Origin of the sequence: Roseovarius bejariae (genome assembly GCF_009669325.1) — a bacterium.
Classification (GTDB): domain Bacteria; phylum Pseudomonadota; class Alphaproteobacteria; order Rhodobacterales; family Rhodobacteraceae; genus Roseovarius; species Roseovarius bejariae.
Map to the genome: position 1 here is coordinate 758917 of NZ_SZWE01000001.1, position 23882 is coordinate 782798.

General features: G+C 60.8%; 22 protein-coding genes. 15 read left to right on the forward strand and 7 right to left on the reverse strand.

Annotated features, from left to right (window positions below; all coding sequences use genetic code 11):
* Window positions 1-13 precede the first annotated feature (13 nt).
* Window positions 14-1087 carry a BMP family ABC transporter substrate-binding protein gene (locus FDP25_RS03650; RefSeq protein ID WP_154149037.1) on the forward strand — a complete coding sequence of 358 codons (1074 nt, stop codon included), beginning with the start codon at window positions 14-16 and terminating at the stop codon, window positions 1085-1087.
* 200 nt (window positions 1088-1287) lie between these two features.
* On the opposite strand, the gene FDP25_RS03655 is transcribed toward FDP25_RS03650, so the two are convergent.
* Window positions 1288-2490, reverse strand: coding sequence for a Y-family DNA polymerase (locus tag FDP25_RS03655; RefSeq protein WP_154149039.1), 1203 nt, complete (start codon window positions 2488-2490; stop codon window positions 1288-1290).
* Between the two features lie 35 nt (window positions 2491-2525).
* Here FDP25_RS03655 and FDP25_RS03660 point away from each other — a divergent pair, with 35 nt between their 5' ends.
* The 7 genes from FDP25_RS03660 (at window position 2526) to FDP25_RS03690 (ending at window position 7223) form a co-directional block, all read left to right on the forward strand.
* Window positions 2526-2828, forward strand: coding sequence for a hypothetical protein (locus tag FDP25_RS03660; protein ID WP_172982740.1), 303 nt, complete (start codon window positions 2526-2528; stop codon window positions 2826-2828).
* Between the two features lie 225 nt (window positions 2829-3053).
* Entirely contained in the window at window positions 3054-3986 is a 933-nt protein-coding gene (locus FDP25_RS03665; protein WP_154149044.1) for an aldo/keto reductase, read from the forward strand.
* 2 nt (window positions 3987-3988) lie between these two features.
* Window positions 3989-4648 carry a DUF938 domain-containing protein gene (locus tag FDP25_RS03670; RefSeq protein ID WP_154149046.1) on the forward strand — a complete coding sequence of 220 codons (660 nt, stop codon included), beginning with the start codon at window positions 3989-3991 and terminating at the stop codon, window positions 4646-4648.
* 68 nt (window positions 4649-4716) lie between these two features.
* Complete coding sequence (locus tag FDP25_RS03675; RefSeq protein WP_154149048.1) at window positions 4717-5058, forward strand: carboxymuconolactone decarboxylase family protein; 342 nt, start codon at window positions 4717-4719, stop codon at window positions 5056-5058.
* Window positions 5059-5157: 99 nt separating this feature from the next.
* The gene (locus FDP25_RS03680; protein WP_218939965.1) at window positions 5158-5769 is read left to right on the forward strand and encodes a DUF937 domain-containing protein; all 612 of its coding nucleotides are present in this window, start codon (window positions 5158-5160) and stop codon (window positions 5767-5769) included.
* A gap of 128 nt (window positions 5770-5897) precedes the next feature.
* Window positions 5898-6647, forward strand: a complete 750-nt coding sequence (locus FDP25_RS03685; RefSeq protein WP_154149050.1) for a glycoside hydrolase family 25 protein — start codon at window positions 5898-5900, stop codon at window positions 6645-6647.
* A gap of 9 nt (window positions 6648-6656) precedes the next feature.
* Window positions 6657-7223, forward strand: coding sequence for a hypothetical protein (locus tag FDP25_RS03690; RefSeq protein WP_154149052.1), 567 nt, complete (start codon window positions 6657-6659; stop codon window positions 7221-7223).
* A gap of 98 nt (window positions 7224-7321) precedes the next feature.
* Here FDP25_RS03690 and FDP25_RS03695 read toward each other — a convergent pair whose 3' ends face one another.
* Complete coding sequence (locus FDP25_RS03695) at window positions 7322-9820, reverse strand: GcvT family protein (RefSeq protein ID WP_154149054.1); 2499 nt, start codon at window positions 9818-9820, stop codon at window positions 7322-7324.
* A gap of 148 nt (window positions 9821-9968) precedes the next feature.
* Entirely contained in the window at window positions 9969-10754 is a 786-nt protein-coding gene (locus tag FDP25_RS03700; protein ID WP_154149056.1) for an inositol monophosphatase family protein, read from the reverse strand.
* Window positions 10755-11010: 256 nt separating this feature from the next.
* Here FDP25_RS03700 and FDP25_RS03705 point away from each other — a divergent pair, with 256 nt between their 5' ends.
* Window positions 11011-14094, forward strand: coding sequence for a valine--tRNA ligase (locus tag FDP25_RS03705; protein ID WP_154153068.1), 3084 nt, complete (start codon window positions 11011-11013; stop codon window positions 14092-14094).
* 249 nt (window positions 14095-14343) lie between these two features.
* Window positions 14344-15450 carry a pyridoxal phosphate-dependent aminotransferase gene (locus tag FDP25_RS03710; protein ID WP_154149058.1) on the forward strand — a complete coding sequence of 369 codons (1107 nt, stop codon included), beginning with the start codon at window positions 14344-14346 and terminating at the stop codon, window positions 15448-15450.
* A 380-nt stretch (window positions 15451-15830) separates the two neighbouring features.
* On the opposite strand, the gene FDP25_RS03715 is transcribed toward FDP25_RS03710, so the two are convergent.
* Entirely contained in the window at window positions 15831-17099 is a 1269-nt protein-coding gene (locus FDP25_RS03715; RefSeq protein WP_154149060.1) for a pyridoxal-phosphate-dependent aminotransferase family protein, read from the reverse strand.
* A 145-nt stretch (window positions 17100-17244) separates the two neighbouring features.
* On the opposite strand from FDP25_RS03715, the gene FDP25_RS03720 reads away from it, so the two are divergent.
* On the forward strand, window positions 17245-17928 hold the full coding sequence (locus FDP25_RS03720) for a tyrosine-protein phosphatase (RefSeq protein WP_154149062.1): 684 nt from the start codon (window positions 17245-17247) through the stop codon (window positions 17926-17928).
* Window positions 17929-17931: 3 nt separating this feature from the next.
* Here FDP25_RS03720 and FDP25_RS03725 read toward each other — a convergent pair whose 3' ends face one another.
* Window positions 17932-18603 carry a TIGR04283 family arsenosugar biosynthesis glycosyltransferase gene (locus FDP25_RS03725; RefSeq protein WP_154149064.1) on the reverse strand — a complete coding sequence of 224 codons (672 nt, stop codon included), beginning with the start codon at window positions 18601-18603 and terminating at the stop codon, window positions 17932-17934.
* 65 nt (window positions 18604-18668) lie between these two features.
* On the opposite strand from FDP25_RS03725, the gene ygfZ reads away from it, so the two are divergent.
* Together ygfZ and FDP25_RS03735 are read left to right on the forward strand one after the other, a co-directional pair.
* A complete protein-coding gene (gene ygfZ, locus FDP25_RS03730; protein WP_154149066.1) occupies window positions 18669-19400 on the forward strand; it encodes a CAF17-like 4Fe-4S cluster assembly/insertion protein YgfZ in 732 nt (243 codons plus the stop codon).
* Complete coding sequence (locus tag FDP25_RS03735) at window positions 19397-20197, forward strand: fructosamine kinase family protein (protein ID WP_154149068.1); 801 nt, start codon at window positions 19397-19399, stop codon at window positions 20195-20197. The genes ygfZ and FDP25_RS03735 overlap by 4 nt, the downstream gene beginning before the upstream one ends.
* 3 nt (window positions 20198-20200) lie before the next feature.
* Here FDP25_RS03735 and efp read toward each other — a convergent pair whose 3' ends face one another.
* Window positions 20201-20764, reverse strand: a complete 564-nt coding sequence (efp, locus tag FDP25_RS03740) for an elongation factor P (protein WP_154149070.1) — start codon at window positions 20762-20764, stop codon at window positions 20201-20203.
* A gap of 218 nt (window positions 20765-20982) precedes the next feature.
* Here efp and FDP25_RS03745 point away from each other — a divergent pair, with 218 nt between their 5' ends.
* The gene (locus tag FDP25_RS03745; protein WP_154149072.1) at window positions 20983-21303 is read left to right on the forward strand and encodes a DUF6280 family protein; all 321 of its coding nucleotides are present in this window, start codon (window positions 20983-20985) and stop codon (window positions 21301-21303) included.
* A 116-nt stretch (window positions 21304-21419) separates the two neighbouring features.
* Window positions 21420-22886, forward strand: coding sequence for a cobyric acid synthase (locus tag FDP25_RS03750; RefSeq protein WP_154149074.1), 1467 nt, complete (start codon window positions 21420-21422; stop codon window positions 22884-22886).
* On the opposite strand, the gene FDP25_RS03755 is transcribed toward FDP25_RS03750, so the two are convergent.
* Window positions 22871-23869 carry a hypothetical protein gene (locus tag FDP25_RS03755; protein ID WP_154149076.1) on the reverse strand — a complete coding sequence of 333 codons (999 nt, stop codon included), beginning with the start codon at window positions 23867-23869 and terminating at the stop codon, window positions 22871-22873. The two genes, FDP25_RS03750 and FDP25_RS03755, sit on opposite strands and share 16 nt — an antisense overlap.
* Window positions 23870-23882: the final 13 nt, after the last annotated feature.

Consider the following 23882-nt stretch of genomic DNA (forward strand, 5'->3'; position numbering starts at 1 on the left):
AGAGTGAAACCAAATGACCCTTCTGCGCAAACTTGCCACGGCTGCCGTGGCGCTTGGACTGGCCAGCTCGGCCATGGCCGAGGACACGACCAAGGTCGGCTTTATCTACGTCGGCCCCGTGGGCGACGGCGGCTGGACCTATGAACACGAACAAGGCCGCCTCGCCCTCGAAGAGCACTTCGGCGACAAGGTCGAAACCGTATTTCAGGAAAGCGTGAAAGAAGGCCCCGAGGCCGAGCGCGCCATCCGCAACATGGCACTTGAAGGCGCAGACCTGATCTTCACCACCTCGTTTGGCTTCATGGAACCCACGCTGGCCGTGGCCAAGCAGTTCCCCGACGTGAAATTCGAACACGCCACCGGCTTCAAGACCCTGCCGAATGTCTCGACCTACAGCGCCCGCTTCTACGAAGGCCGCGCCGTGCAGGGCCACATCGCGGGCAAGATGACCGAATCGAACATCATCGGCTATATCGCCTCCTATCCCATCCCCGAGGTGATCCGCGGCATCAACTCCGCCTATATCCACGCCCGCAAAGCGAACCCGGACGTCGAGTTCAAGATCATCTGGGCCTACACATGGTTCGACCCCGCGAAAGAGGCCGACGCCGCCACCGCGCTCATCGAGCAGGGCGCCGACGTGATCCTGCAACACACCGACTCCACCGCGCCACAGGCCGCCGCCGAGAAAGCGGGCAACGTCATCACCTTCGGGCAGGCCTCGGATATGGCCGAATACAAGCCCATGCCGCGCGTCAGCTCCATCATCGACAACTGGAAGCCCTACTACATCGCCCGCACGCAGGCGGTGATGGACGGCACCTGGGAAAGCCAGCAGACATGGGACGGCATCGGCCCGGGCATGGTGGGCATCGGTGAAATCACCGACGCCGTGCCCGAGGACGTCAAGACCGAGGCGCTGGCCCTGAAAGAGGCCATGGCCAATGGAGACTACCACCCCTTCACCGGCCCGCTGAAAAAACAGGACGGCTCCGATTGGCTGGCCGAGGGCGAAGTGGCCGACGATGGCACGCTTCTGGGCATGGACTTCTACGTCGAAGGCCTGACCGGCGACATTCCCAACTGATCCGCGCCACTCGGATCGAAAGGCCCCGCCCCGCGCGGGGCCTTTTTGTTGGGCTCCACAGGCCCACCCCGCCGCAGGATGCGCCGTCATGCGCACCACGCCCCCTGAGCCGCGCATCGTCGACTGACCGGCTGGCAATCGTGCGATCAAACCCGAGCCATACGCGGCCCCCTCGAATCCGGGCGCATGATCTTATCCGTTCACCCCTTTTCAAAGAACCCGTAATGGGGTTGGGAATGCCCGAAGGACACGGTGTCAGGGCCGAACCGCCGGTTCAGATTATCGACCACCTTGCCAAGCGTCTCACGGTCTGTCCGCGAGGCTTGCGGCAAGGGAAGGAAAAGGTCGGGCACACGATCCGCAAGACTTTGAATATCTCCCAATTGCACCCCGACCGACAGATAAGTCCGGCATCCGGTCCGCTCATAGAACCGCCGCCACAAGGCTTTGTGCAACGCCAGGAAATGCATCGTGTCCTGACTGGGAAACGTGCTGAAGCCGTCTGTCCACCGCCCGTTCGGGCGACAGGACACCTGGATGGAAAAATACCGCGCCAGATACCCATCCCGGCGCAATCGGGCGACAGCCTTTTCCACCAACCACCGTGAGACGTAATAGGCATTCGGCAGGTTGCGGTTTTCCGGGGCCAGAACCTTGGAGTTCCCATAGCTGTTGCGCCGCGTGGCCGTAAGCGGAATGTCCTCGCCTTGCAGGGCCCGCACGAACCGCTCCCCTTCGACGGAATGCCAGATCATGCGCGCATGTCGCGGGTCGAGCCGATAAAGGTCCGGTATGGTCCGTACCCCTGCGGCCTCCAGCTTCCGGTGAATGCCTTTGGCTATCCCCGGCAACTTATCAAGCGGCATATCGGCCAACCGATCCGGCATGTTATCGGGCGAGAGCCACGACAGCCCATCCGGCTTTTCAAGTTTCCCGGCAATTTTTGCCAGAAGGTGATTGGGGCCTAACCCGACAGAGGCGACAATGAACGGTCCGGCCTCTGCCGTAATACGGGCCTTTATGCGCTTCGCCATCGCAATCGCGCGCTCCAGATCATGATCGACGGCAGACAGGCGGATTTGAAATTCATCGACCGACCGTATGCGCTCAACTTCTGCGATCTGGTCTATGGCCTTGGCGATCTTCTGGTTCATGCGAACATAAACACGATGACGCGCCCCCACGAGCGCGATTCCGGGGCAAAGTTTCTTGGCCTCGTAAATCCGTGTCCCGACACCGATCCCAAGGGCCTTCGCGTCATAAGAGGCCGCAACAATGGCCCCGGCGTCATGGTCAACCGCCGTTATGCCAATTGGCCTGCCCCGCAACTCTGGGTTCAGTTGCTGCTCAACAGAGGCATAGAAACTGTCCATGTCGATATAGAGGGTCCGGAACTTTGCCATTTCAGAATCGCCGTTTGTTCTCTATTTGTTCTCATATGGACATGAAAGGCAAACTCAGCAACGTTTCTTTTGGCGGCAACTGGAGTGAAGACCTGTTCACCAGTGATCAGCTATATAGCGTCCTTGATTTCCTCGACCTCGCCGCGACCGAATGTGCCGACCGGGAAGTGCGGGGAAAGGACATGGAGGCCGCCTTGTCTTATGTGGAGGAACATATTGAGAAAGGCACAATGCTCACTACGGCACTTCGTCAGGCCCTTGCACAGCCCGAGGCGTGGATGCGGCGCGACTCGGCCCTCAGGATTGTGGCCCAGATCAGGAAAATGGTGGGGGGCTAAAAGGCCAAGGCTCAGAACCCGAACCGTACAAAACTCGCGTACGTTTCGTACGAAACCCACCGTGCGCCCTGTTCACCCACGGGGTTTCGGGAAAAAATACCGACGCGATACCGACGTTTTACCAATCTGTTACAGACAGGGGTTTTCCCTGTTAACTCAACCCCTTACCCTCGATTCGCGCTCGTCCCCTTCCAAAGCCTCCCGAACCATGCCAGTTTCCGCCCCATGACACAGATCACCTCCCCCAACGGCACCCCCGTCAGCCGCTTCGCCTTTGGCACCATGCAATTCGGTGGCCGCGCCGACGAAGGCGAAAGCCGCGCCATGTTCGAAGCCTCTCTGAAAGCCGGGATCACCCATTTCGACACCGCCTATGTCTATAACGACGGCGCCTCGGAAACCCTGTTGGGCCGCTTCGCCGCGCCCCACCGCGAGGACCTCGTGATCGCCACCAAGGCCGGGTACACCGGTGGCGCAGGGCGCGATAACCTCTTGTCACAGTTCGATATTTCCCGTCAGCGGCTCAATATGGACATGGTGGACATCCTCTATCTCCACCGCTTCGACCCCGACACCGACCTACGCGAAACGCTGGGCACACTGGCCGAACTGCGCGACGCGGGCAAGATCCGCTATATCGGCCTGTCCAACTTCGCCGCATGGCAGGTCATGAAGGCCGCCTGCATCGGCGCGGATTTCGACCTGCCCGTGGGCATCCTGCAACCGATGTACAGCCTCGTCAAACGTCAGGCCGAGGTCGAGATCCTGCCGATGTGCGCCTCCGAGGGCATCAACGTGGCCCCCTATTCCCCCTTGGGCGGCGGCCTCCTGACCGGTAAGTATGCCCAAGGCCATTCCGGCCGCCTCACCGAGGATGACCGTTACGCCGCCCGCTATGGTCAGGACTGGATGCACGAGGCCGCTAAGCACTTGAAAACTATAGCAGATGATCTTTCCGTGGCCCCGGCCACCCTTGCCGTGGCATGGGCCGCGCGCCATTCCGCCAACCCCATGCCGATCCTTTCGGCCCGGTCTGTTGAGCAACTCGCCCCGTCGCTGGCGGCACTGGATTTCGCGATGGATAACGTGCTCTACGACCGGCTTACCGCGCTTACCCCAACACCGGCCCCCGCCACCGACCGGCTTGAGGAGGGCTAACCATGCCGCGCCGCCTCAACCTGCCCGACAGCGCCTCCACCGCCACCCCCGGAGAGGATGGCCGCCTCTACGCCCCTTCCTCCGAGCGCAACGCCGCGCCGATCCTTGCGCTCCTCAAGCACCATGGCCCCACCGAGGGCCGCGCGCTGGAACTGGCCGCAGGCACCGGGCAACACGCGGCAACCTTCGCTGCCGCCCTGCCCGGCCTGCACTGGCACCCCACGGAAATCGACCCTACCCGACGCCAAAGCATTGATTCCTGGGCCAAAACCGTCACCGCACCCAACCTGCAACCGGCGATCGAGCTTGACGCAACCGCCCCCGGTTGGGGCGCAAAACATACCGGCCAAGACCTGATCCTTCTGGTCAACCTTTTGCACCTCATCTCAACGCCCGAGGCGCGAACCCTCATCACCGAATCCGCGCAGGCCCTCGCCCCCGGTGGGCGCCTGATCCTTTACGGCCCCTTCCTGCGCGATGCCGAAGCCACCTCGGAGGGCGATGCGCAATTTCACGCCTCATTAACCGCCCAAGATCCCGAGATCGGCTACAAGGACGATTTCGACGTCATCGACTGGCTGCACGAGGCATGGCTGGAGCTTGTCGATGTGGTCGAAATGCCAGCAAACAACCTCGCCTTCGTCGCGAAGCGCCCGGGCTGATCTGCATCAAAGACGCGGCTTGTCGCCCTGCTAAGGACCACCCGGAACACACATTCTGGAGTCACGATATGAGCTGGAACGACAAACTCAAAGGCACACGTAACCAATTGCGCAGCCTCAATAAATGCATCCCCGACACCGCCCAGGCCTTCGGCGCACTCGGCAAGTCGGTGAAAGAGGGCGGCACACTCGATTTCAAATCGAAAGAGTTCGTCGCCCTCGGCATCGCCGTGGCCACCAAATGCGAGGCCTGCATCGCCATCCATATCGAAACCCTGGTCCGCTGCGGGGCCAGCCGCGAAGAGGTCGGCGATGTACTGGCCATGTGCATCCAGATGGGCGGCGGCCCTTCGATGATGTATGCCGCCAAGGCGCTGGAGTGCTTTGACGAACTGAGCGAAAAGGCCTGATTTCGCAGCAATGCAGCCCAAGAAATGGATTTCCCCTTAATTCGTACGTGGATTCCGGTTTCACTGACCGGGACCACGTACATTTAAAGGGGATACCGCATGTCGATCATGAAATTGCTTGAACAGGCCCAGGGCGGCCAGGGCCTGTCACAACTGGCCAGCCAATTCGGCCTTGATGAGGCCAAGGCGCAGGAACTGACGCAAATGCTGGCCCCGGCCATCGGTCAGGCAGCCAAGAAACGCGCCGAAGAGGGCCAGATGGAGAACGTCCTCGGCGCGATGAAGGGCGAAGATCAGGCCGCGTTCTTCGATGATGCCGCGACCGCCGCGGCGCCCGAGGCACAGGCGCAGGGCCAGAATTTCCTTGAAAACCTGCTGGGCGACAGTGCAGCCACCGAGGGCCTTGCCGCAACGCTGGCCGAAAAGGTGGGCCTCGACCAGGATACCGTCAAACAATTCATGCCCTCCGTCGCGGCCATGGCCCAGGGCGGTCTGCAAAAGCAAATGCCGGACGACCAGATTGACGGCATGATGCAAGCGGCCCAACCGCAGCAATCCGGCGGCGGGATCATGGGCATGATCGGCGGGTTGCTGGGCGGCAACAAGGGCGGCGAGGCGCAAAACGACACCCTCGGGATGCTCAACCAAATGCTCGACGCCGATGGTGACGGCAACGCCATGAACGACATCCTCGGCAAGTTCATGCGCTGAATCTCGCTTTGAAGTCCCGCAAAAGGGCCACGCTCCGCCGTGGCCCTTTTGCGCTTCATCCGACAGCTTGACAACACGCGCCCCGCGCCCGACGCTTCGTGCCATACACGCTATCCAAGGGGGCACTCATGCGCGCGGTTCTTGCCCTTGCTTTCATCGCGATCACCACCTTCGGCCTGCCTGCCCCGGCGCAAAACGCCTTTGGTGACAGTGACCCGGTCGATTTTCCCCGCCCCGCACCACAAGACTTCCCCATCCACGGAATCGACGCCGCCCGCTTTCAGGACCACATCGACTGGCGGCGGGCCAAGCGCGCGGGCACCCGCTTTGCTTTCGTCAAGGCCACCGAGGGCGGTGACCTTCTGGATGCGGAATTCGCCACGCATCTCAATGGCGCACTACGGGCGGGTGTGCCGGTCGGGGCTTATCACTTCTACTATTTCTGCACGCCGCCACGGGTGCAGGCCCGCTGGTTCATCCGCCACGTGCCGAAACGGCGCGGCATGTTGCCCCCGGTGCTGGACATGGAATGGAACCACCACTCCCCCACCTGCCAACACCGCCCAAATGGCGCGCAGGTGCGCAAATCTGCCAAGATTTTCCTTCGAATTCTCGAAAACCACTACGGCCAACGCCCGATCGTCTATACCACCCCGGGCTTTGACCGCGATACCGGCCTCACCCGGCTCAGGGGCTATGATTTCTGGCTGCGCTCCACCGCCGAAACCCCGGCACAGACCTTTCCGGGGCAAGGCTGGCGTTTCTGGCAATATACCGGCACCGGCCTTGTCCCCGGTATCACCGGCCACGTCGATATCAACGTCTTCAACGGCAGCCGCGCCGACTGGCGCCGCTGGTTGTCTCAAAACTTAAACTGAGGAATACCCATGCTGTTTCGCCTCGCCCCCCTCGCCCTTTCCTTGCTGCCGGCCCTTGCACAGGCCGAATCCCTTGGGATCAGGTTCAACGAAATTTCGCCGGGCACCGAGTTTTACTATGAAGGTCACGGCAAGCTCGGCGTGGACAAGATGGACCGCTATGTCGGCGTGAGAAACGGCAAGCACGAATTTCAAAGTTTTTTCCCGCGCCAAGGCAGCTACGGCAAACTGTTCCGCATCTCTCGGTATGACAGCCAAGGCCGTTTGGTTGAAATTGAAAAAATCGGCGTCGGCACGCTTACCCGCTTTGTCCCCTTCCATTGCGACAGGTCCGGCCAATGCAAATGCACACACGAACGCATTGTCATCAACCCCAAGCGCGGCACGCGCAAGAGCACCCGAAAACACTTCGAAATCCGCAAATCCGGGCGCAAACTCAACATCATCAGCAATGCGAATACCAACCGCCTAGAATCCTCGATCACATTGGGCGACCACAACATCGTTGTGAAAAACACAGAGGCCACGGGCAATGAAAAGGGTGGCTCGAAGCTGGTCGAAATACATAAACCATAACGCTAATTCTTGTGGGCAAACTGCCGCCCTACATCCCAAAATGAAAAGCCCCGCGGCCATCTCTGGACGCGGGGCTTTTTGATTGTGACGCGCGGGGCTTACCCGTCGACGCGGATCACCTCGTTTTTCGGGTCATAGGGGCTGTCCTCAACCACTTCGGCATCCCAAAGCTGATCCATGATCTTGACCTTCAGCTTCTGACCGACCTCGGCCATATCGGGGCTGACATAGCCCATGCCGATGGACTTCCCGAAATGCACCGAGTACCCGCCCGAGGTCAGGCGGCCCACCTTGGTCTCGCCATCGAACAGGGCCTCCGACCCCCAGGGATCGGCATCTTCCGGCCCGTCGATCAGAACGGTCACACATTTGACCCGAACACCCAGATCATTCATCGCATCCTTGCCGTGGAACTCCTTGGACTGGTCCACGAAACGCGGCAGGTCGGCTTCAAGCGGCGTCGCATCGCGGCCCAACTCGTGGCCAAAGGCGCGATAGGACTTCTCTTGACGCAGCCAGTTCTGCGCACGTGCGCCCACCAGCTTCATACCGTGCTTTTCACCGGCCTTTTCCAGCAGGTCAAAGAGGTAGTTCTGCATCTCGATCGGGTGATGCAGCTCCCAACCCAACTCCCCGGTATAGGCCACGCGGATCGCCCGTACCGGGCACATGCCCAGCTCGATGTCGCGCATCGTCAGCCACGGGAACCGCTTGTTGCCAAGCACGGTCTCGGGGTCGACGTCTTTCACGACCTCTTTGAGAACATCGCGCGACTTCGGCCCGGCGATGGCGAAAACGCCCCACTGGGTGGTCACGTTCTCGACCGAGATATAACCGAACTCAGGCGCTTTATCCTCGGCGCATTTGCGCAGGTAGTCACCATCGTAATCGGTCAACGCCCCGGCGGACACGAGGTAATACTCATCCTCGGCCAGACGCACGATGGTATACTCGGTGCGCGTGGTCCCTGCCGAGGTCAGCGCATAGGTCAGGTTGATGCGCCCCACCTTCGGCAGCTTGTTGCAGGTGAACCAATCGAGGAACTGGGTGGCACCCGGCCCCTTGACCACATGCTTGGTAAAGGCCGAGGCATCGATCAGGCCCGCGCCCTCGCGCACGGCCTTGGCCTCGTCCACGGCATATTGCCACCAGCCGCCGCGCCGGAACGACCGCGCGTCGTGGTCGAAGGTTTCGGGCGCATCCAGCGGGCCGAAATAGTTGGGCCGCTCGAACCCGTTGACACAACCGAACTGCGCACCACGCGCCTTCATGCGGTCATAGCTGGGCGCGGTCCGCAGCGGGCGGCAGGCCTCACGCTCTTCGTCGGGATGGTGCAGGATATAAACGTGCTCGTAAGCCTCTTCATCCTTGCGCGCCGACCATTCGGTTGTCATCCAGCTGCCAAAGCGTTTCGGGTCGAGCGAGGCCATGTCGATCTCGGCTTCGCCTTCCACCATCATCTGCGCCATGTAATAGCCGGTGCCGCCCGCGGCGGTGATGCCAAAGCTGAACCCCTCGGCCAGCCACATGTTGCGCAGGCCCGGTGCGGGACCAACCAGCGGGTTGCCATCGGGGGTGTAACAGATCGGACCGTTGAAATCGTCCTTCAGACCCACGGTTTCCGACGACGGAATCCGGTGGATCATGCTCATGTATTCCTCTTCGATCCGCTCCAGGTCCAGCGGGAAAAGATCGGCGCGGAAGCTGTCCGGCACACCGTATTCGAAGCGCGCGGGCGCGTTGCGCTCGTAGGGGCCCAGAATCCAGCCGCCGCGCTCCTCGCGGACATACCACTTGGCATCGGCATCGCGCAGAACCGGATGCTCGCCATGGGTCTTGCGGTACTCGACAAGCGCGGGGTCGGGTTCGGTCACGATGAACTGGTGCTCCACCGGGATGGCCGGGGTCTTGATGCCCAACAGCTTCGCGGTGCGCTGCGCGTGGTTGCCGGTGGCAGTGACCACATGCTCGGCGGTGACGACCATCTGCTCCTCGGAGGGCACAAGGTTGCCACCCTTCTCGACCATCTTGGTCAGGGTCACTTCCCAGGCTTCACCGTTCCAGTGATAGGCATCCGCCTGCCACTTGCGCTCGATCGTGACACCACGCTGGCGCGCGCCCTTGGCCATCGCCATGGTCACGTCGGCCGGGTTGATATAGCCATCGGTCGGGTGATAGATCGCGCCGACCAGATCCTCGCAGTTGACCAGCGGCCAGCGGTCCTTGATCTGCGCCGGGGTCATCCACTCGTACGGCACGCCCACGGTGTCGGCCGTGGCGGCATAAAGGCGGTACTCGTCCATCCGCTCTTCGGTCTGCGCCATGCGCAGGTTGCCCACCACGCTGAAGCCCGCGTTGAGGCCGGTTTCTTCCTCGAGCGACTTGTAGAATTTCACCGAATAATCGTGAATGTGGGTCACGGCATAGGACATGTTGAACAGCGGCAACAGGCCAGCCGCGTGCCATGTCGAGCCACTGGTCAACTCATCACGTTCCAACAACACCACATCGTCCCAACCGAACTTGGCAAGGTGATAGGCAATCGAGGTGCCGATGGCGCCACCACCGACGATCAAGGCTTTGACTTGGGTTTTCATGACCGACGACTCCTTGGGTCCATGCATTAGGAGATATCTATCACGCCTGTCACACGGCGAAGGGTTCAGCCGACACAAGAAAGCATAAAACCGACGCGCGGGGGCGTCGGTTTTCTCTAAATCAATCCGATGAAGGGTCGGCTGGGCGTCAGCCCCGGATCACCTTGGCGAACTTGTCGAAAATCGCCTCGTTCGAACAAATGACCTCACCATCCTCAAGGATGTCGCCACCCTCGGTCAGCGGTTCGATCAATCCGCCCGCCTCGCGCACGATGATGATCCCCGCGGCCATGTCCCAAGCGTTCAAGCGACGCTCCCAGAACCCATCGTACCGGCCCGCCGCCACATAGGCCATGTCCAACGCGGCCGACCCCCAGCGCCGCACCCCGGCACATTCCGGCATGATCCGGGCAAGGTCCTGCAAGGTCGCGGGCAGGTCGCTGCGCCCCCCAAAGGGAACGCCCGTGGCAAAGATCGATTCGATCATCCGGCCCCGGCCCGACACGCGCAGGCGGCTTTCATTCATCCAGGCGCCCTCACCCTTCTCGGCAAAGAACAACTCGTCCTTGGCCGCGTCGTAAATGACCCCGGCCACGATCTTGCCCTTGTGCTCAAGCGCGATGGACACCGCCCAATGCGGCAGGCCATGCAGGAAGTTGGTGGTGCCGTCCAGCGGGTCCACGATCCAGCGGCGGGTGGGGTCTTCGCCCGCTTCCTCGCCGCCTTCCTCGGCCAGCCAGCCATAGGTGGGACGCGCGCCGCGCAACTCCTCCTTGAGGATCGCCTCGGCGGCCAGATCGGCCCGGCTCACGAAATCGCCTGCGCCTTTCATGCTGACCTGAAGGTTCTCGACCTCGCGGAAGTCCTTGACCAGGGACCGCCCCGCCTTGCGCGCGGCTTTCATCATGATGTTGAGATTGGCACTGCCCGGCATCGGATGGCTCCTTTGATTCAAACCGCGCGTATACGCCCAGCCCGCCCGCGCTGCAAGGCCCTCGCCGTCCAATCAAGCGGAGCGGCTGCGCCGCACAGGTTTGTTTGAGAATGGGGGCTCTGCCCCCGCCGCCCTACGGGCGACTCCCCCGGAGTATTTCGGGAAAGATGAAAGGGGGTGGGAGTGGCCCCTTTCCCTTGGGCTGCGCATTGGGTAGATGACCCTGGAAGACCGATCAGATCACGGGGACCGCGCCATGGGCATGGACAAGACATTCAACGCCGCCGAGGCCGAAGAGCGCCTTTACAAGGCATGGGAAGAGGCCGGGGCCTTCAAGGCCGGGGCCAATGCCAAGCCGGGGGCCGAGCCGTTTTCGATCATGATCCCGCCGCCCAACGTGACGGGCAGCCTGCACATGGGCCATGCCTTCAACAACACGCTTCAGGATATCCTGATCCGCTGGCACCGGATGCGCGGGCACGACACGCTGTGGCAGCCCGGGCAGGACCACGCCGGGATCGCCACCCAGATGGTGGTGGAACGCAAGCTTTCCGAGGAAGGCCAGCCCGGTCGCCGCGAGATGGGCCGCGAGGCGTTCCTCGAAAAGGTCTGGGAGTGGAAACAGGAATCGGGCGGCACCATTATCAACCAGTTGAAGCGCCTCGGGGCTTCCTGTGACTGGTCGCGCAACGCCTTTACCATGTCCGGCGCGCCGGGCGCGCCCGAAGGCGAAGAGGGCAATTTCCACGATGCGGTGATCAAGGTTTTCGTGGATATGTACAACAAGGGCCTGATCTATCGCGGCAAGCGCCTTGTGAACTGGGACCCACATTTCGAAACGGCGATCTCCGACCTGGAAGTCGAGAACATCGAGAAGCCGGGCCACATGTGGCATTTCAAGTACCCGCTGGCCGGGGGCGAGACCTATACCTACGTCGAGAAGGACGAGGATGGGAATGTCGTGCTCGAAGAAGAGCGCGACTATATCTCGATCGCCACCACGCGGCCGGAAACCATGCTGGGCGATGGTGCGGTGGCGGTCCATCCGGAAGATCAACGCTATGCGCCAATCGTCGGGAAACTTTGTGAAATTCCGGTCGGCCCGAAAGAACACCGCCGCCTGATCCCGATCATCACCGATGAATATCCCGACCCCGAGTTCGGCTCGGGCGCGGTGAAGATCACCGGCGCGCATGACTTCAACGACTACGAGGTCGCCAAGCGCGGCGGCATCCCCATGTACCGCCTGATGGACACCAAGGGCCACATGCGCGACGACGGGGCGCCTTATGATCAGGCCGCCACCCGCGCACAGGCCATCGCCAACGGCGCCGAGTTCACCGTGGAGGAGGTCGACACCCTCAACCTCGTTCCCGACGACCTGCGCGGATTGGACCGCTTCGAGGCCCGCAAGCGGGTCGTCGATCAGATCACCGGCGAGGGCCTTGCCGTCATGGTTGAAAATGATCAAGGCGAGCCCGAGCCGCTTGTGGATAACAAGCCGATCATGCAGCCTTTTGGAGATCGCTCCAAGGTCGTGATCGAACCGATGCTGACCGATCAATGGTTCGTGGACACCTCGAAAATCGTTGGCCCCGCCCTTGAGGCAGTAAAATCCGGCGAGGTCACCATCATGCCGGAAAGCGACCGCAAGGTGTATTTCCACTGGCTGGAGAATATTGAGCCCTGGTGCATCTCGCGGCAACTGTGGTGGGGGCACCAGATTCCGGTCTGGTACGGTTTTGACCTGAGCAACCCCGACTTCCATGATGACGAAGGCGACGGCACTCTTGATCTTGTCGAGATGCAGAACCTTCTGATCGAGGGCCACAATAGCCCGCTGATGGAATGCGGCCCCGATTTCGACGCGATTTCCGAGGCTTACCACGCAAAGCTCGCGCAACTTCCGGTGCCTTTGCAGGCGATGACGGTGGTCGAAGCCGCAAGCCGCGACGATGCCCTGCACAAACTGGCCGCGAGCCTTGCCGAGTATACGGCCACGCAGGACCCCACCCACCTGATCTACCCGGTCTGGCGTGACCCGGACGTGCTTGACACCTGGTTCTCTTCCGGTCTTTGGCCGATCGGCACACTGGGCTGGCCGGAAAACACCGCGGAGCTGGAAAAATACTTCCCCACCAGCGTACTGATCACCGGGTTCGACATCATCTTTTTCTGGGTCGCCCGGATGATGATGATGCAATACGCCGTGGTGGGCGAAAAGCCCTTCTCCCATGTCTACGTCCACGCTCTCGTGCGCGACGAGAAGGGCAAGAAGATGTCCAAATCGCTGGGCAATGTCCTCGATCCGCTGGAACTGATCGACGACTATGGCGCCGACGCGGTGCGCTTTACCCTTACCGCCATGGCCGCCATGGGTCGGGATCTGAAGCTATCGCCGCAACGCATCGCGGGCTATCGGAATTTCGGCACCAAGCTCTGGAATGCCGCCCGTTTTGCCGAGATGAACGGCGCCACCGGCTCCGACGGGCAGATCCCGCAGGCCACGGCGACCGTCAACAAGTGGATCATCGGCGAAACCGCCCGTGTCCGCGCCGAGGTGGATACCGCACTGGAGCAGTTCCGCTTCAACGATGCGGCGAACGCGCTTTACGCCTTCGTCTGGGGCAAGGTTTGCGACTGGTACGTGGAATTCTCCAAGCCGCTTTTGATGGATGGCGACGAGGCTACCAAAGCCGAAACCCAAGCCACCATGGCCTGGGTCATCGACCAGTGCCTCGTGCTGCTGCACCCCATCATGCCCTATATCACCGAAGAACTCTGGGGCACCTTGGGCAGGCGACAGAAAATGCTGATCCACGCCGATTGGCCCGTTTATGGCGAGGTATTGATCGACAAAGACGCCGACCGCGAGATGAACTGGGTCATCGATCTGATCGACTCCGTGCGCTCCGCCCGGGCACAGGTTCATGTGCCGGTGGGCCTTCACATTCCCATGCTCTGCACCGAGCTTGACGACAAGGGCCGCGCCGCGTGGGAGCATAACGAGGTGATGATCAAGCGCCTCGCCCGGATCGACAGCCTCACGGATGTCGACGCGTTGCCCAAGGGCTGCATCACCATTGCCGCCGAGGGCGGCAGTTTCGCCCTGCCGCTCGCGGATGTCATCGACGTGGCCGAGGAAAAGGCCCGCCTCGAAAAGACCCTCGGCAAGCTGGAAAAGGAACTCGGCGGGCTGCGCGGACGGCTCAATAATCCCAAGTTCGTGGCCAGCGCGCCCGAAGAGGTGGTGGAAGAGGCCCGCGAAAACCTGCGCGCCCGCGAAGAGGAAGAAGGCAAACTGCGCGCCGCATTGGAGCGTCTGGCCGAACTGGGATAGCATCGCGAAAAGCCGGGTAACCCACCATTTTTATTCGATAAAAATGGTCCGAAGCTTAACGCGCCCGGAAATTGTTGCCCGCCCCGGGGGATTGGTGGTCGGCCGCCCCGGGCGTGGCCCGGGGCCTCGCGATACATGCGCCCTTCCAACTCGGCGGTCGTGCAAGCCGACGCCCCGGATAAACGGTGTAGGATCGCCCTCCCCTTTACCAACCTTGCATCCCGCCACGCTTTGCCCTTACCTGCGCCCATGACCGGACCACGTTACACCGACCTCATCCAATCGCTGCCCTCCACCGTGCCCTTTGTCGGCCCCGAGGAACAGGAACGCGCCCGCGGAGCGCCCTTCCGGGCGCGGTTGGGGGCCAACGAAAGCCTTTTCGGCCCCTCGCCCAAGACCATTGCCGCGATGCAGGCCGAGCTTGCCGACATCTGGAAATATGGCGACCCCAGCAGCCATGAATTGCGCCATGCACTGGCCGCACATATGGCCTGCGCGCCGGAAAATATCCTTGTGGGTGAAGGGATTGACGGGCTTCTGGGCAACCTTGTCCGCTTGCTGATTGCGCCGGGGGATGCCGTGGCCACCTCCGACGGGGCCTATCCGACGTTCAACTATCACGTGGCCGGATTTGGCGGCGTGCTGCATAAAGTTCCTTATGTCGAGGACCACGAAGACCCCTCCCTTCTTTTTGCCAAGGCGCATGAGGTCGGCGCAAAGCTTGTCTACCTCGCCAATCCCGATAATCCGATGGGCACATGGCATGACGGGGCGAAGCTCACCGTGGCGCTGGATGACCTGCCCGAGGGCTGCCTATTGTTGCTTGATGAGGCGTACATCGAATTCGCCCCCCATGGCACCGCGCCCACGATCGATGCCGAAGATCCCCGGGTGATCCGGATGCGCACCTTCTCCAAGGCCCATGGCATGGCGGGCGCGCGGATCGGATATGCCACGGGGGCCGCTGGCCTGATCAAGAGCTTCGACAAGATCCGAAACCACTTCGGCATGAACCGCGTGGCCCAGGCCGGAGCGCTTGCCGCGCTGGAGGATCGCGAATGGCTGGCCCATGTGCAGAGGGAGGTCCAGAGCGCGCGCGACCGCATCGACCAGATCGCCCGCGACAATGGTTTGACCACCCTGCCCTCGGCCACCAATTTCGTCGCGGTCGATTGCGGCGGCGACGGGGATTTTGCCAAAGCCGTGCTCGATGCGCTGGTCGCCCGCGACGTGTTCGTACGTATGCCCTTCGTCGCGCCGCAAAACCGCTGCATCCGCATCAGTTGTGGCCGTCCGCAAGATCTCGATGTCTTGGCCGAGGTACTGCCCGAGGCCTTGAGTGAGGCCCGCGGCTGACCAAACCACATGCCGCATAGCCTGCGCATTATCCGCGTTATGAGTCGCCCAAAGGTCATAGGCGCAGGATGACAGACACGGGTTAAATGAGGGTTAAACCAAGCGTCCTCTGCCCGATTTTCGTACGACTCGTACGCTTGGCTTCCAAAACCCCCGGATTTTCGTACGAAACTCGCGTACGAAACGTACAAGTCGTACGAAACTTTCCGCCCATTCCAAGGCTCTCCGCAAATTTACCTGATTTTTGCAGAATCCGCGCTAAACTGATTTTCATGCGACGCGGAAATATGCCATCCGCCCCGGATTACACCAATGCCGCCTTGGTGATGGGATTGGTGAATTTACTGTGGGTTTTCATGGTCTTGTGGGCCAGCTTCGGGTTACCCGCAGTCTTGGCAACAGCCTACGGATTGGACCGGCTCATCGTTTGGCTGTCCCGCCGCCAATGAATTTCCCTTTTCTGCCAATACCTTAGCCGCAGCATCCAATGCACCGGCCCCATGCGGCACGCCCAGCGCCTGCAACCCCGTATTGACCGATGCCAGCATCCCCAGAACCATGTGCGCATTCACATGTCCCATATGCCCCATACGGAAAAACCCATGCCACGCCGGATCACCCGGTTCCGCCATGCCAAGCCCGATACCCAAAGTCACCTCCGCCTCGCGCTCCAGCCAGGCGCGCAGCTCGGTTCCATGAGGCGCACCGATCCGAAGCGATGTAACCGCATGGCTTCGATGCGCCTCATCCACAACATTTAGAGCCAATGGGCCACCCTGCCCCCATATGTCGCAGGCCACCCAGATCGCCCGCGCCAAGCGCTCATGCCGGTCCCAAACCGCCTCAAGCCCCTCGGCATGGATCATATCCAAGGCCGTGCGCAAGCCGTACAAGTGATGCGTGGGCGCTGTCCCGCCGAAATACTGATAGAACATCTCCGGCTCGGCCCGGAACGTCCAATCCCAATAGCGACTGACCCGCGCCATCCCCCGGCGAACCTCTGCCGCCTTGCTGTTGAAAAACACGAACCCGAGCCCCGGCGGAACCATCAGCCCTTTCTGGCTGGCCGCAACCATCACATCGACGCCCCATGCATCCATTTCGAACCGGTCACACGCCAGCGACGCGATGCAATCCACCATCAAAAGCGCCGGGTGCCCTACCCTGTCCAAAACCGCGCGCATCGCTTTGATATCGTTGCGGATCGAGGTTGATGTATCCACATGTGTTGCCAATACAGCTTTGATTTCATGCGATTTATCGGCCCTCAACGCAGTCTCCAGCCGCTCCATGTCCACCGGCGCCTGCTTGCCGAAATCCAGCAAGTCCACCTCGGCCCCAAGACCGTCGGCAATCTCTCCCCAGCCATGGCCGAACCGCCCGGTAGCGGGCACCAGAACCTTTTCCCCGGGGGCCACCACATTGGCCAAAGCCGCCTCCCACGCGCCATGGCCGTTGCTGATGTAGATCGCCACATGGCCATCGGTCCGCGCCACACGACACAGGTCTGCCGTAAGGCCGGGCATCATCTCGACCAGCTCTCCCTCGTAGATATTGGGCGCGCTGCGGTGCATGGCGCGCAAGACCGCCTCGGGCATCACCGAGGGGCCGGGAATGGCAAGATAAGGGCGGCCAGTGGTTTCATTCATGGGGTGTCTCCAAACATACGACGCCTAACACTACGCGCCTCCCGCGCGCCGTCAATCTGCGATCCCCGCCTTGCCATGAGCCCGCCCGCCGCCTAAATGGGGCACGCCCGATCAATGGGCAACTGGAACGGAGCGCAGCCACCCCATGCCCATCTTCAAACGGATTTCCGATTGGGAACGCAAGTTGCGCGCCTCATACAATACCGATCTCTCCACGCCCGAGAACCGCCGCCGCGCGCATATCTATAACCTGTGGTTCGATCACGCGATTCTGCGGAAGGTCTGGACCAACTTTTTTCCTGTAGCACCGGGGGTTTACCGCTCAAACCAACCCACGCACGAGCGTTTTGAAAAGCTCAAGGCCATGGGCGTGAAATCAGTGCTGAACCTGCGCGGTGCGGCCGGGGCGGCACACTACCTGGTCGAGGAGGAAAGCTGTAGGCAGTTGGGCCTGACCCTCGTCAATGTCTCGCTCATGGCCCGCAACGCAGCGCCCGCCGCGAACATCCTGCAAGTGATCGGGGCCTTCCGCAGCATCGAGAAACCCTTTGTCATGCACTGCAAATCCGGTGCGGATCGGGCGGGCTTTGCCTCGGCCATTTACCTTTTGGCAATCGAGGACCGCCCCATAAGCGAGGCGCGCAAGATGCTGAGCGCCAAGTATATCCACTTTCGATGGACAAAGACCGGCGTACTGGATTTCATCCTTGATCGCTATGAGGAGCGCCAGAAGGAAACCGGGATAGGATTCGAGGATTGGATCAAGACCGAATACGACCACCTGCAAATGCAGGCCGATTACGAAGCCCGGCACAAACCGCTGGTGTAAGCGTCAATACCGCTTGGCCAAACGCGCCGGGTCCGCCCCCAAGAGGTAACGTAAAAGCAACGACAGATTCCGCGCTCCGCGCCGCAACCACCCGCCCCGTTGGTATTTTTTCGCGCTTGTCGTGATCGCCACGGGCAGCAGCGACAACCGCCGCCCAAGGCGGCGCGACAGGGCCACATCCTCCATCAGTGGAATGTCGGGATAACCCCCGACGGCCTTATACTCCTGCCTGGATATCAGCAGGCCCTGATCCCCGTAGGGCAGATGAAACAGCCGCGAACGCAGGTTCGCCCACCCCGCCACCAATTGCGGCGCAACCCCCTTGGCATCGAAACGAAGGCGAAAGGCCGCGGGCCTGCCGTCTTGCATCTGCGCCGCCACAAGCGCGGGCCATCCCGGCGGCAAAATGCTATCGGCATGCAGGATAAGCAGCCACTCTCCCTGTGTGGCCTCCACCCCGCGCCGCAACTGCCCCCCGCGCGAAGGGGGGCCGCCCACCACCATCGCACCGGCCATATCCGCAATCTCAAGGGTTGCATCCTTAGATCCGCCGTCGGTGAACACCACTTCGCGGATCAAACCGGCCTCCAGTCCTTTACCAAGTGCATCAAAGCAAAGCGGTAGCGTCTCGGCGGCATTCAAGGTCGGAATTACAATCGACAATTTCGCGCGCATCTTCACCCCCTGTTGCCTGCCCTGTCATGACCTATATTACAGGCAATCAGGCGATTGGAGGGACAATGACGCGCGCGATCCTCGAAATAACCGGTTCAGAGGCCCAGGACTTTTTGCAAGGGCTGGTGACGAATGATGTCAAAGCCCTTGATAAGGGCTTGGTTTATACGGCTATCCTGACACCACAGGGCAAGTATTTGGCAGATTTTTTCCTGTGTCGTCAGGGGGAAACCATTCTTCTGGATGTGGATAAAGACCTTGCTCCCAACCTCGTTCAGCGACTGAACATGTATAAACTGCGTGCCGATGTGCAAATCACCGAATCCGACTTGAAACTGCGGCGCGGAACAGGCCCCGCGCCCGAAGGCGCCCTGCCCGACCCGCGCCACCCGGACATGGGCTGGCGGCTATATGGCGTAGAGGATGGAGACGACGGCACCGATTGGGAGACGATCCGCGTCGCCCATTGCATCCCTGAAACCGGTGTCGAACTCGGCCCGGATAGTTTCATTCTCGAGGCGGGATTCGGGCGGTTGAATGGCGTGGACTTCAGGAAAGGCTGCTATGTCGGACAAGAGGTCACCGCCCGCATGAAGCACAAGACCGAACTCCGCAAAGGCCTTGTTACTGTCGAGGTCGAGGGCAGCGCCCCAGTGGGCACGGATATCCTTGCCGATGGCAAACCCGCAGGCACGCTTTTCACCCAGTCCGACGGGCGCGGTATCGCCTATCTGCGCTTTGATCGCGCCAAAGGGCCGATGCAGGCAGGCGAGGCCACAGTTATCTATACCCCATGACCACCTCCTCGCAGATCGCAAACCTTGCCGGTTCCGCGGTGACAACGCGTGTTTCCCTGCATGGCGGCGATCTGTCAGTGGTTGAGTGTGTCGAACTGGCCGATGGGCGCAGTGTCGTTGCCAAACATGGGCCTCAGGCCCTCGCCGAAGCCGGAATGCTTTATGCAATGGCAAAGACAGGCACGCCCGTTCCCGAGGTTTTGGGGCAAACACAGGGTATTATTCTTCTAGAGTATCTGCCAGAGACCCCGCCAAGCGCCAAAGGCTGGGCCGCGCTCGGGCGATCCCTGCGACAGATGCATGACAGCCAAGGCGATACCTACGGTTGGCCTGAGGACTATGCCTTCGGTAAAGTCATCATTTCCAACACCCAGATGACGAATTGGCCGCAGTTCTGGGCTGAAAACCGGCTTTTGAGCGAGGCCGAAAACCTGCCACCCGACATCTCAAAACGTTTGCAAACACTGGCGCAACGCTTGCCCGAGATTGTCTCGCATGATCCACCCGCCGCTCTGCTCCATGGCGACCTTTGGGGCGGGAACATCCTGTTTAGTGATCACTCGGCCTATCTGATCGATCCTGCCTGTTATTACGGCGACCCGGAGGTCGATCTGGCCATGCTCACCCTCTTTGGACGCCCCCCGGCCAGTTTCTTCGAGGCCTATGGCCCCCTCCGCCCCGGCCACGAAAAACGCCGGCCCGTTTATCAACTCTGGCCGGCGCTTGTTCACCTGCGCCTATTCGGCGCCGGGTATCGCGGAATGGTAACCGGGTTGTTGGACAGCCTCTGCGCCTGATGGTCAGGCGCGCTCGGCATAGTCCATGGTTTCGGTGTTGACGATGATGTCCTCGTCCTGTCCCACGAAGGGCGGCACCATGACCTTTATGCCATTGTCCAGAACCGCGGGCTTGAAGCTGTTGGCGGCGGTCTGTCCCTTCACCACCGGCTCGGTCTCGACCACCTTGCAGGTGACTTTCTGCGGCAGTGTCGCGTTCAGTGCCTCGCTTTCGTAATATTCGATCTGAACGGTCATTCCATCCTGAAGGAACGGGCGGCGTTCCCCCAGGATATCAGCGGGGAGTTCGATCTGTTCGAATGTCTCGTTATCCATGAACACCAACATTCCGTCAGTCTCATAAAGAAACTGCTGATCTTTTTGTTCAAGGCGCACCCGCTCGACCTTGTCGGCGCTGCGAAACCGCTCGTTCAGCTTGGAACCGTTTCGCAGGTTGCGCAACTCGACCTGGGCAAAGGCGCCCCCTTTGCCAGGCTTGACGTGATCGACCTTCACAGCGCTCCAAAGGCCGCCATTGTGCTCCAGAACATTGCCCGGGCGAATCTCATTTCCGTTGATTTTCGGCATTGTCTCAAAACCATGTCAAAAGGTTGATAGAAGATTGACCGCCCCTATATCTGGTAAGGCATGGCGGGGCAAGAAAACGATATATCGTGCTGCACTTGCAGAAAGATATGAGCAAATTGCATAGAAGCTATGCATTTAGGCTCTATCCGAATCGTTTAAACTCAGCCATAACCATCGTCACGCCCGAAACACAAGAGCAATAAAATCAAGGACGAAACATGAAGGATTTCGTTGACGGCACGGCCTTCAATGCCGAACAGGGCAACCGTGCACGCAAACTGTTTGCCGCTGTCGTATTGGCCGCATTGGATGATGCTATTTCCGACGACAAGAAATACGGCAACGGCCCGGAACAGATCGCCCGCTGGGCGCGCTCGCGCGATGGCCGCGAGGTGCTGTCCTGTGCCGGGATCGATCCGAACGAACGTGTGGTCGAAGGCCTTATGGAATTCGTCGGCAAAGGCGTTCGGACCTCTGTCGCCCTCTCGCGCGAAGAAAGCGAACGCCGCAATGCCGCGGCACAGGCCGAAGCCGCCTGAATCTCTTTTCAAGCTGCCAAGAAAAAGCCCCGCCAAATCGGCGGGGCTTTTTCTTTGGGGCTTTCCTGATAGCGCAAGGCTCAGTATCACCTCCCGTGGCAAGGCAAAGGAGCGGCATGACCAAGGCCATCATGATACAGGGCGCGGGCTCGAACGTGGGCAAGTCCATGGTTGTTGCAGGGCTCACGCGGGCCTTTGTAAAGCGCGGATTACGCGTGGCCCCGTTTAAGCCGCAAAATATGTCGAACAATGCGGCCGTCACTGAAGACGGCGGCGAGATTGGCCGCGCGCAGGCACTTCAGGCCATGGCGGCCCGTCGCGCGCCGCATACCGACATGAATCCCGTTCTGCTCAAGCCCGAAACCGATACCGGCGCGCAGGTGATCGTACAGGGCCAGCGTGTCGCCACCCTTCGGGCCCGTAAGTATGCACAAGCCAAGCCACAGCTTCTAGAGGCCGTGCTGCAAAGCTTCACCCGGTTATGTGGCGACAGCGATCTGGTGGTTGTCGAAGGCGCCGGAAGCCCCGCCGAGATCAACCTGCGCAAAGGTGACATCGCCAACATGGGCTTTGCCGAGGCAGCTGGCGTGCCGGTGATCCTTTTGGGCGACATCGACCGTGGCGGCGTTATCGCGCAGATCGTCGGCACCCAGACCATCCTGCCCCCCGAGGACGCGGCCCATATCAAAGGTTTTGCCATCAACAAGTTTCGCGGGGACGTCAGCCTATTTGACGACGGCCTGACCGAGATCACCAAACGCACCGGATGGCCTTCACTTGGCGTTCTGCCGTGGTTCCGCGACGCATGGCGCCTTCCCGCCGAGGACGTGATGGACATCACCTCGACCCCCGGCGGCAGTTACAAGGTGGCCGTACCACGCCTGCCCCGGATCGCCAATTTCGACGACCTCGACCCGCTATCGAGTGAACCCAATGTCAGCGTTGAAATTATCGAACCCGGTCGCCCCCTCCCCGGCGACGCCGATCTTGTGCTGATCCCGGGCAGCAAATCCACCATTGCCGATCTGGCCGATTTCCGCGCGCAAGGCTGGGATGTGGACCTGCACGCCCATATCCGCCGCGGCGGGCATGTCATGGGCATTTGTGGCGGCTATCAAATGCTGGGCCGTGACATCGCCGACCCCGAAGGGATAGAGGGAAAAGCAGGTCGTGTTCCCGGTCTTGGGCATCTCGATGTGATCACCGTGATGAAACCCGAAAAGCACCTGTCCCTGACTGAGGCCACTTACCTACCCACCGGCGATCCGGTGACAGGTTATGAAATTCATCTTGGGGCAACCACAGGCCCCGACTGTGCCCGCGCATGGTTGCGGGTCGGGGAACGTACCGAAGGCGCAGCATCCCCTTCAGGCCGGGTACGGGGCTGCTATTTACATGGGTTATTCTCGTCGGATGCCTTCCGTGGCGCTATTCTGGGCGATCTCGGAGTGACATCCGACCTCGCATTCACGGACAGCGTAGAGACGACGCTTGATGCTCTCGCCGAACATATCGAAAGTCATCTCGATCTGGATCTGCTTTTGGAGCTGGCCAAAACACCCAGATGCTATTCGAACTCCTGACTGGCAAGCGCACGGTGAATTTCCCGCCGCACCAGCTTGCGCACATTGCGGGTGATCCGCTCCCCCAAAGCGCCCTGAAGTTCCTGACGGACGATCTCGCTCACCATGTCGCGCAGGGCGTCTTCGTCCAGCACATCCGCCTGTAGCTGCCAATCCTCCTCGGCCTCTTCGGGGGCCTCGGAATTTGCATTATCCAGATGGTCATCTTGCTCGGTTGCCGACGGGGTGACCTCATCCGAAAGCTCCTCGGCATCCGGCTCGAATCCTTCGTCATAAGCCGCCTCGAAACGCATATCCACGGCCTCTGAAGCATCATCCACCCCGTGGTCTTCCCACTCCAGCGTCGTGACCTTACCACCGGCATAGGCACTCTCACCTTCACCATCGGGTTCCCATTCGTCGTCACGCCCGGCAAGAGCCGCCTCGACACTGGCAATCCGAGCCTGCAAATCGGGGGGGGCCTGCTTTTCGATCTGGGGGGCCTCGTCCTCTACCTCCGCGTTCCCCGATACCGCTTGCACAGGCTCGTCTTCAGGCTCATGGCGGACATCATCCTCTGCGACCTCCTCCTGCGCTTCGGATTGATCAATATCTTGATGCTTGAACTCGGGTGTCCAGGCCTGTTCCTCTGCCGTAAAATCTTCAGAGTATTCATCTTCGCCCTGCGCCACGTCCCCGGACGCCTCTTGTGGCTCGGGTTCCGCCTCGGAGGCACCCGATTCGGCCTCAGGCTCAATGGCATATTGCTCAAGGCTGGCCACCGTATCGGTCACATCAGGGGCCTCCCCGGTCGCCTCGGAATCAAAAACACCGTCCTCTTGCGGCGCCTCGTCCACCCGTTGCGATGGCGTCAAAACCAGCTTGTCCTGTTCATTGTGCACAGCTTTAGTCGCACCTGTTTTCTCCCGGTCATCGGTAGAAACAAGACGACGAATTGAGGACAGAACATCCTCGATTTCCGCATTGGTAACGGGATTGGACATATTTGGACACCAC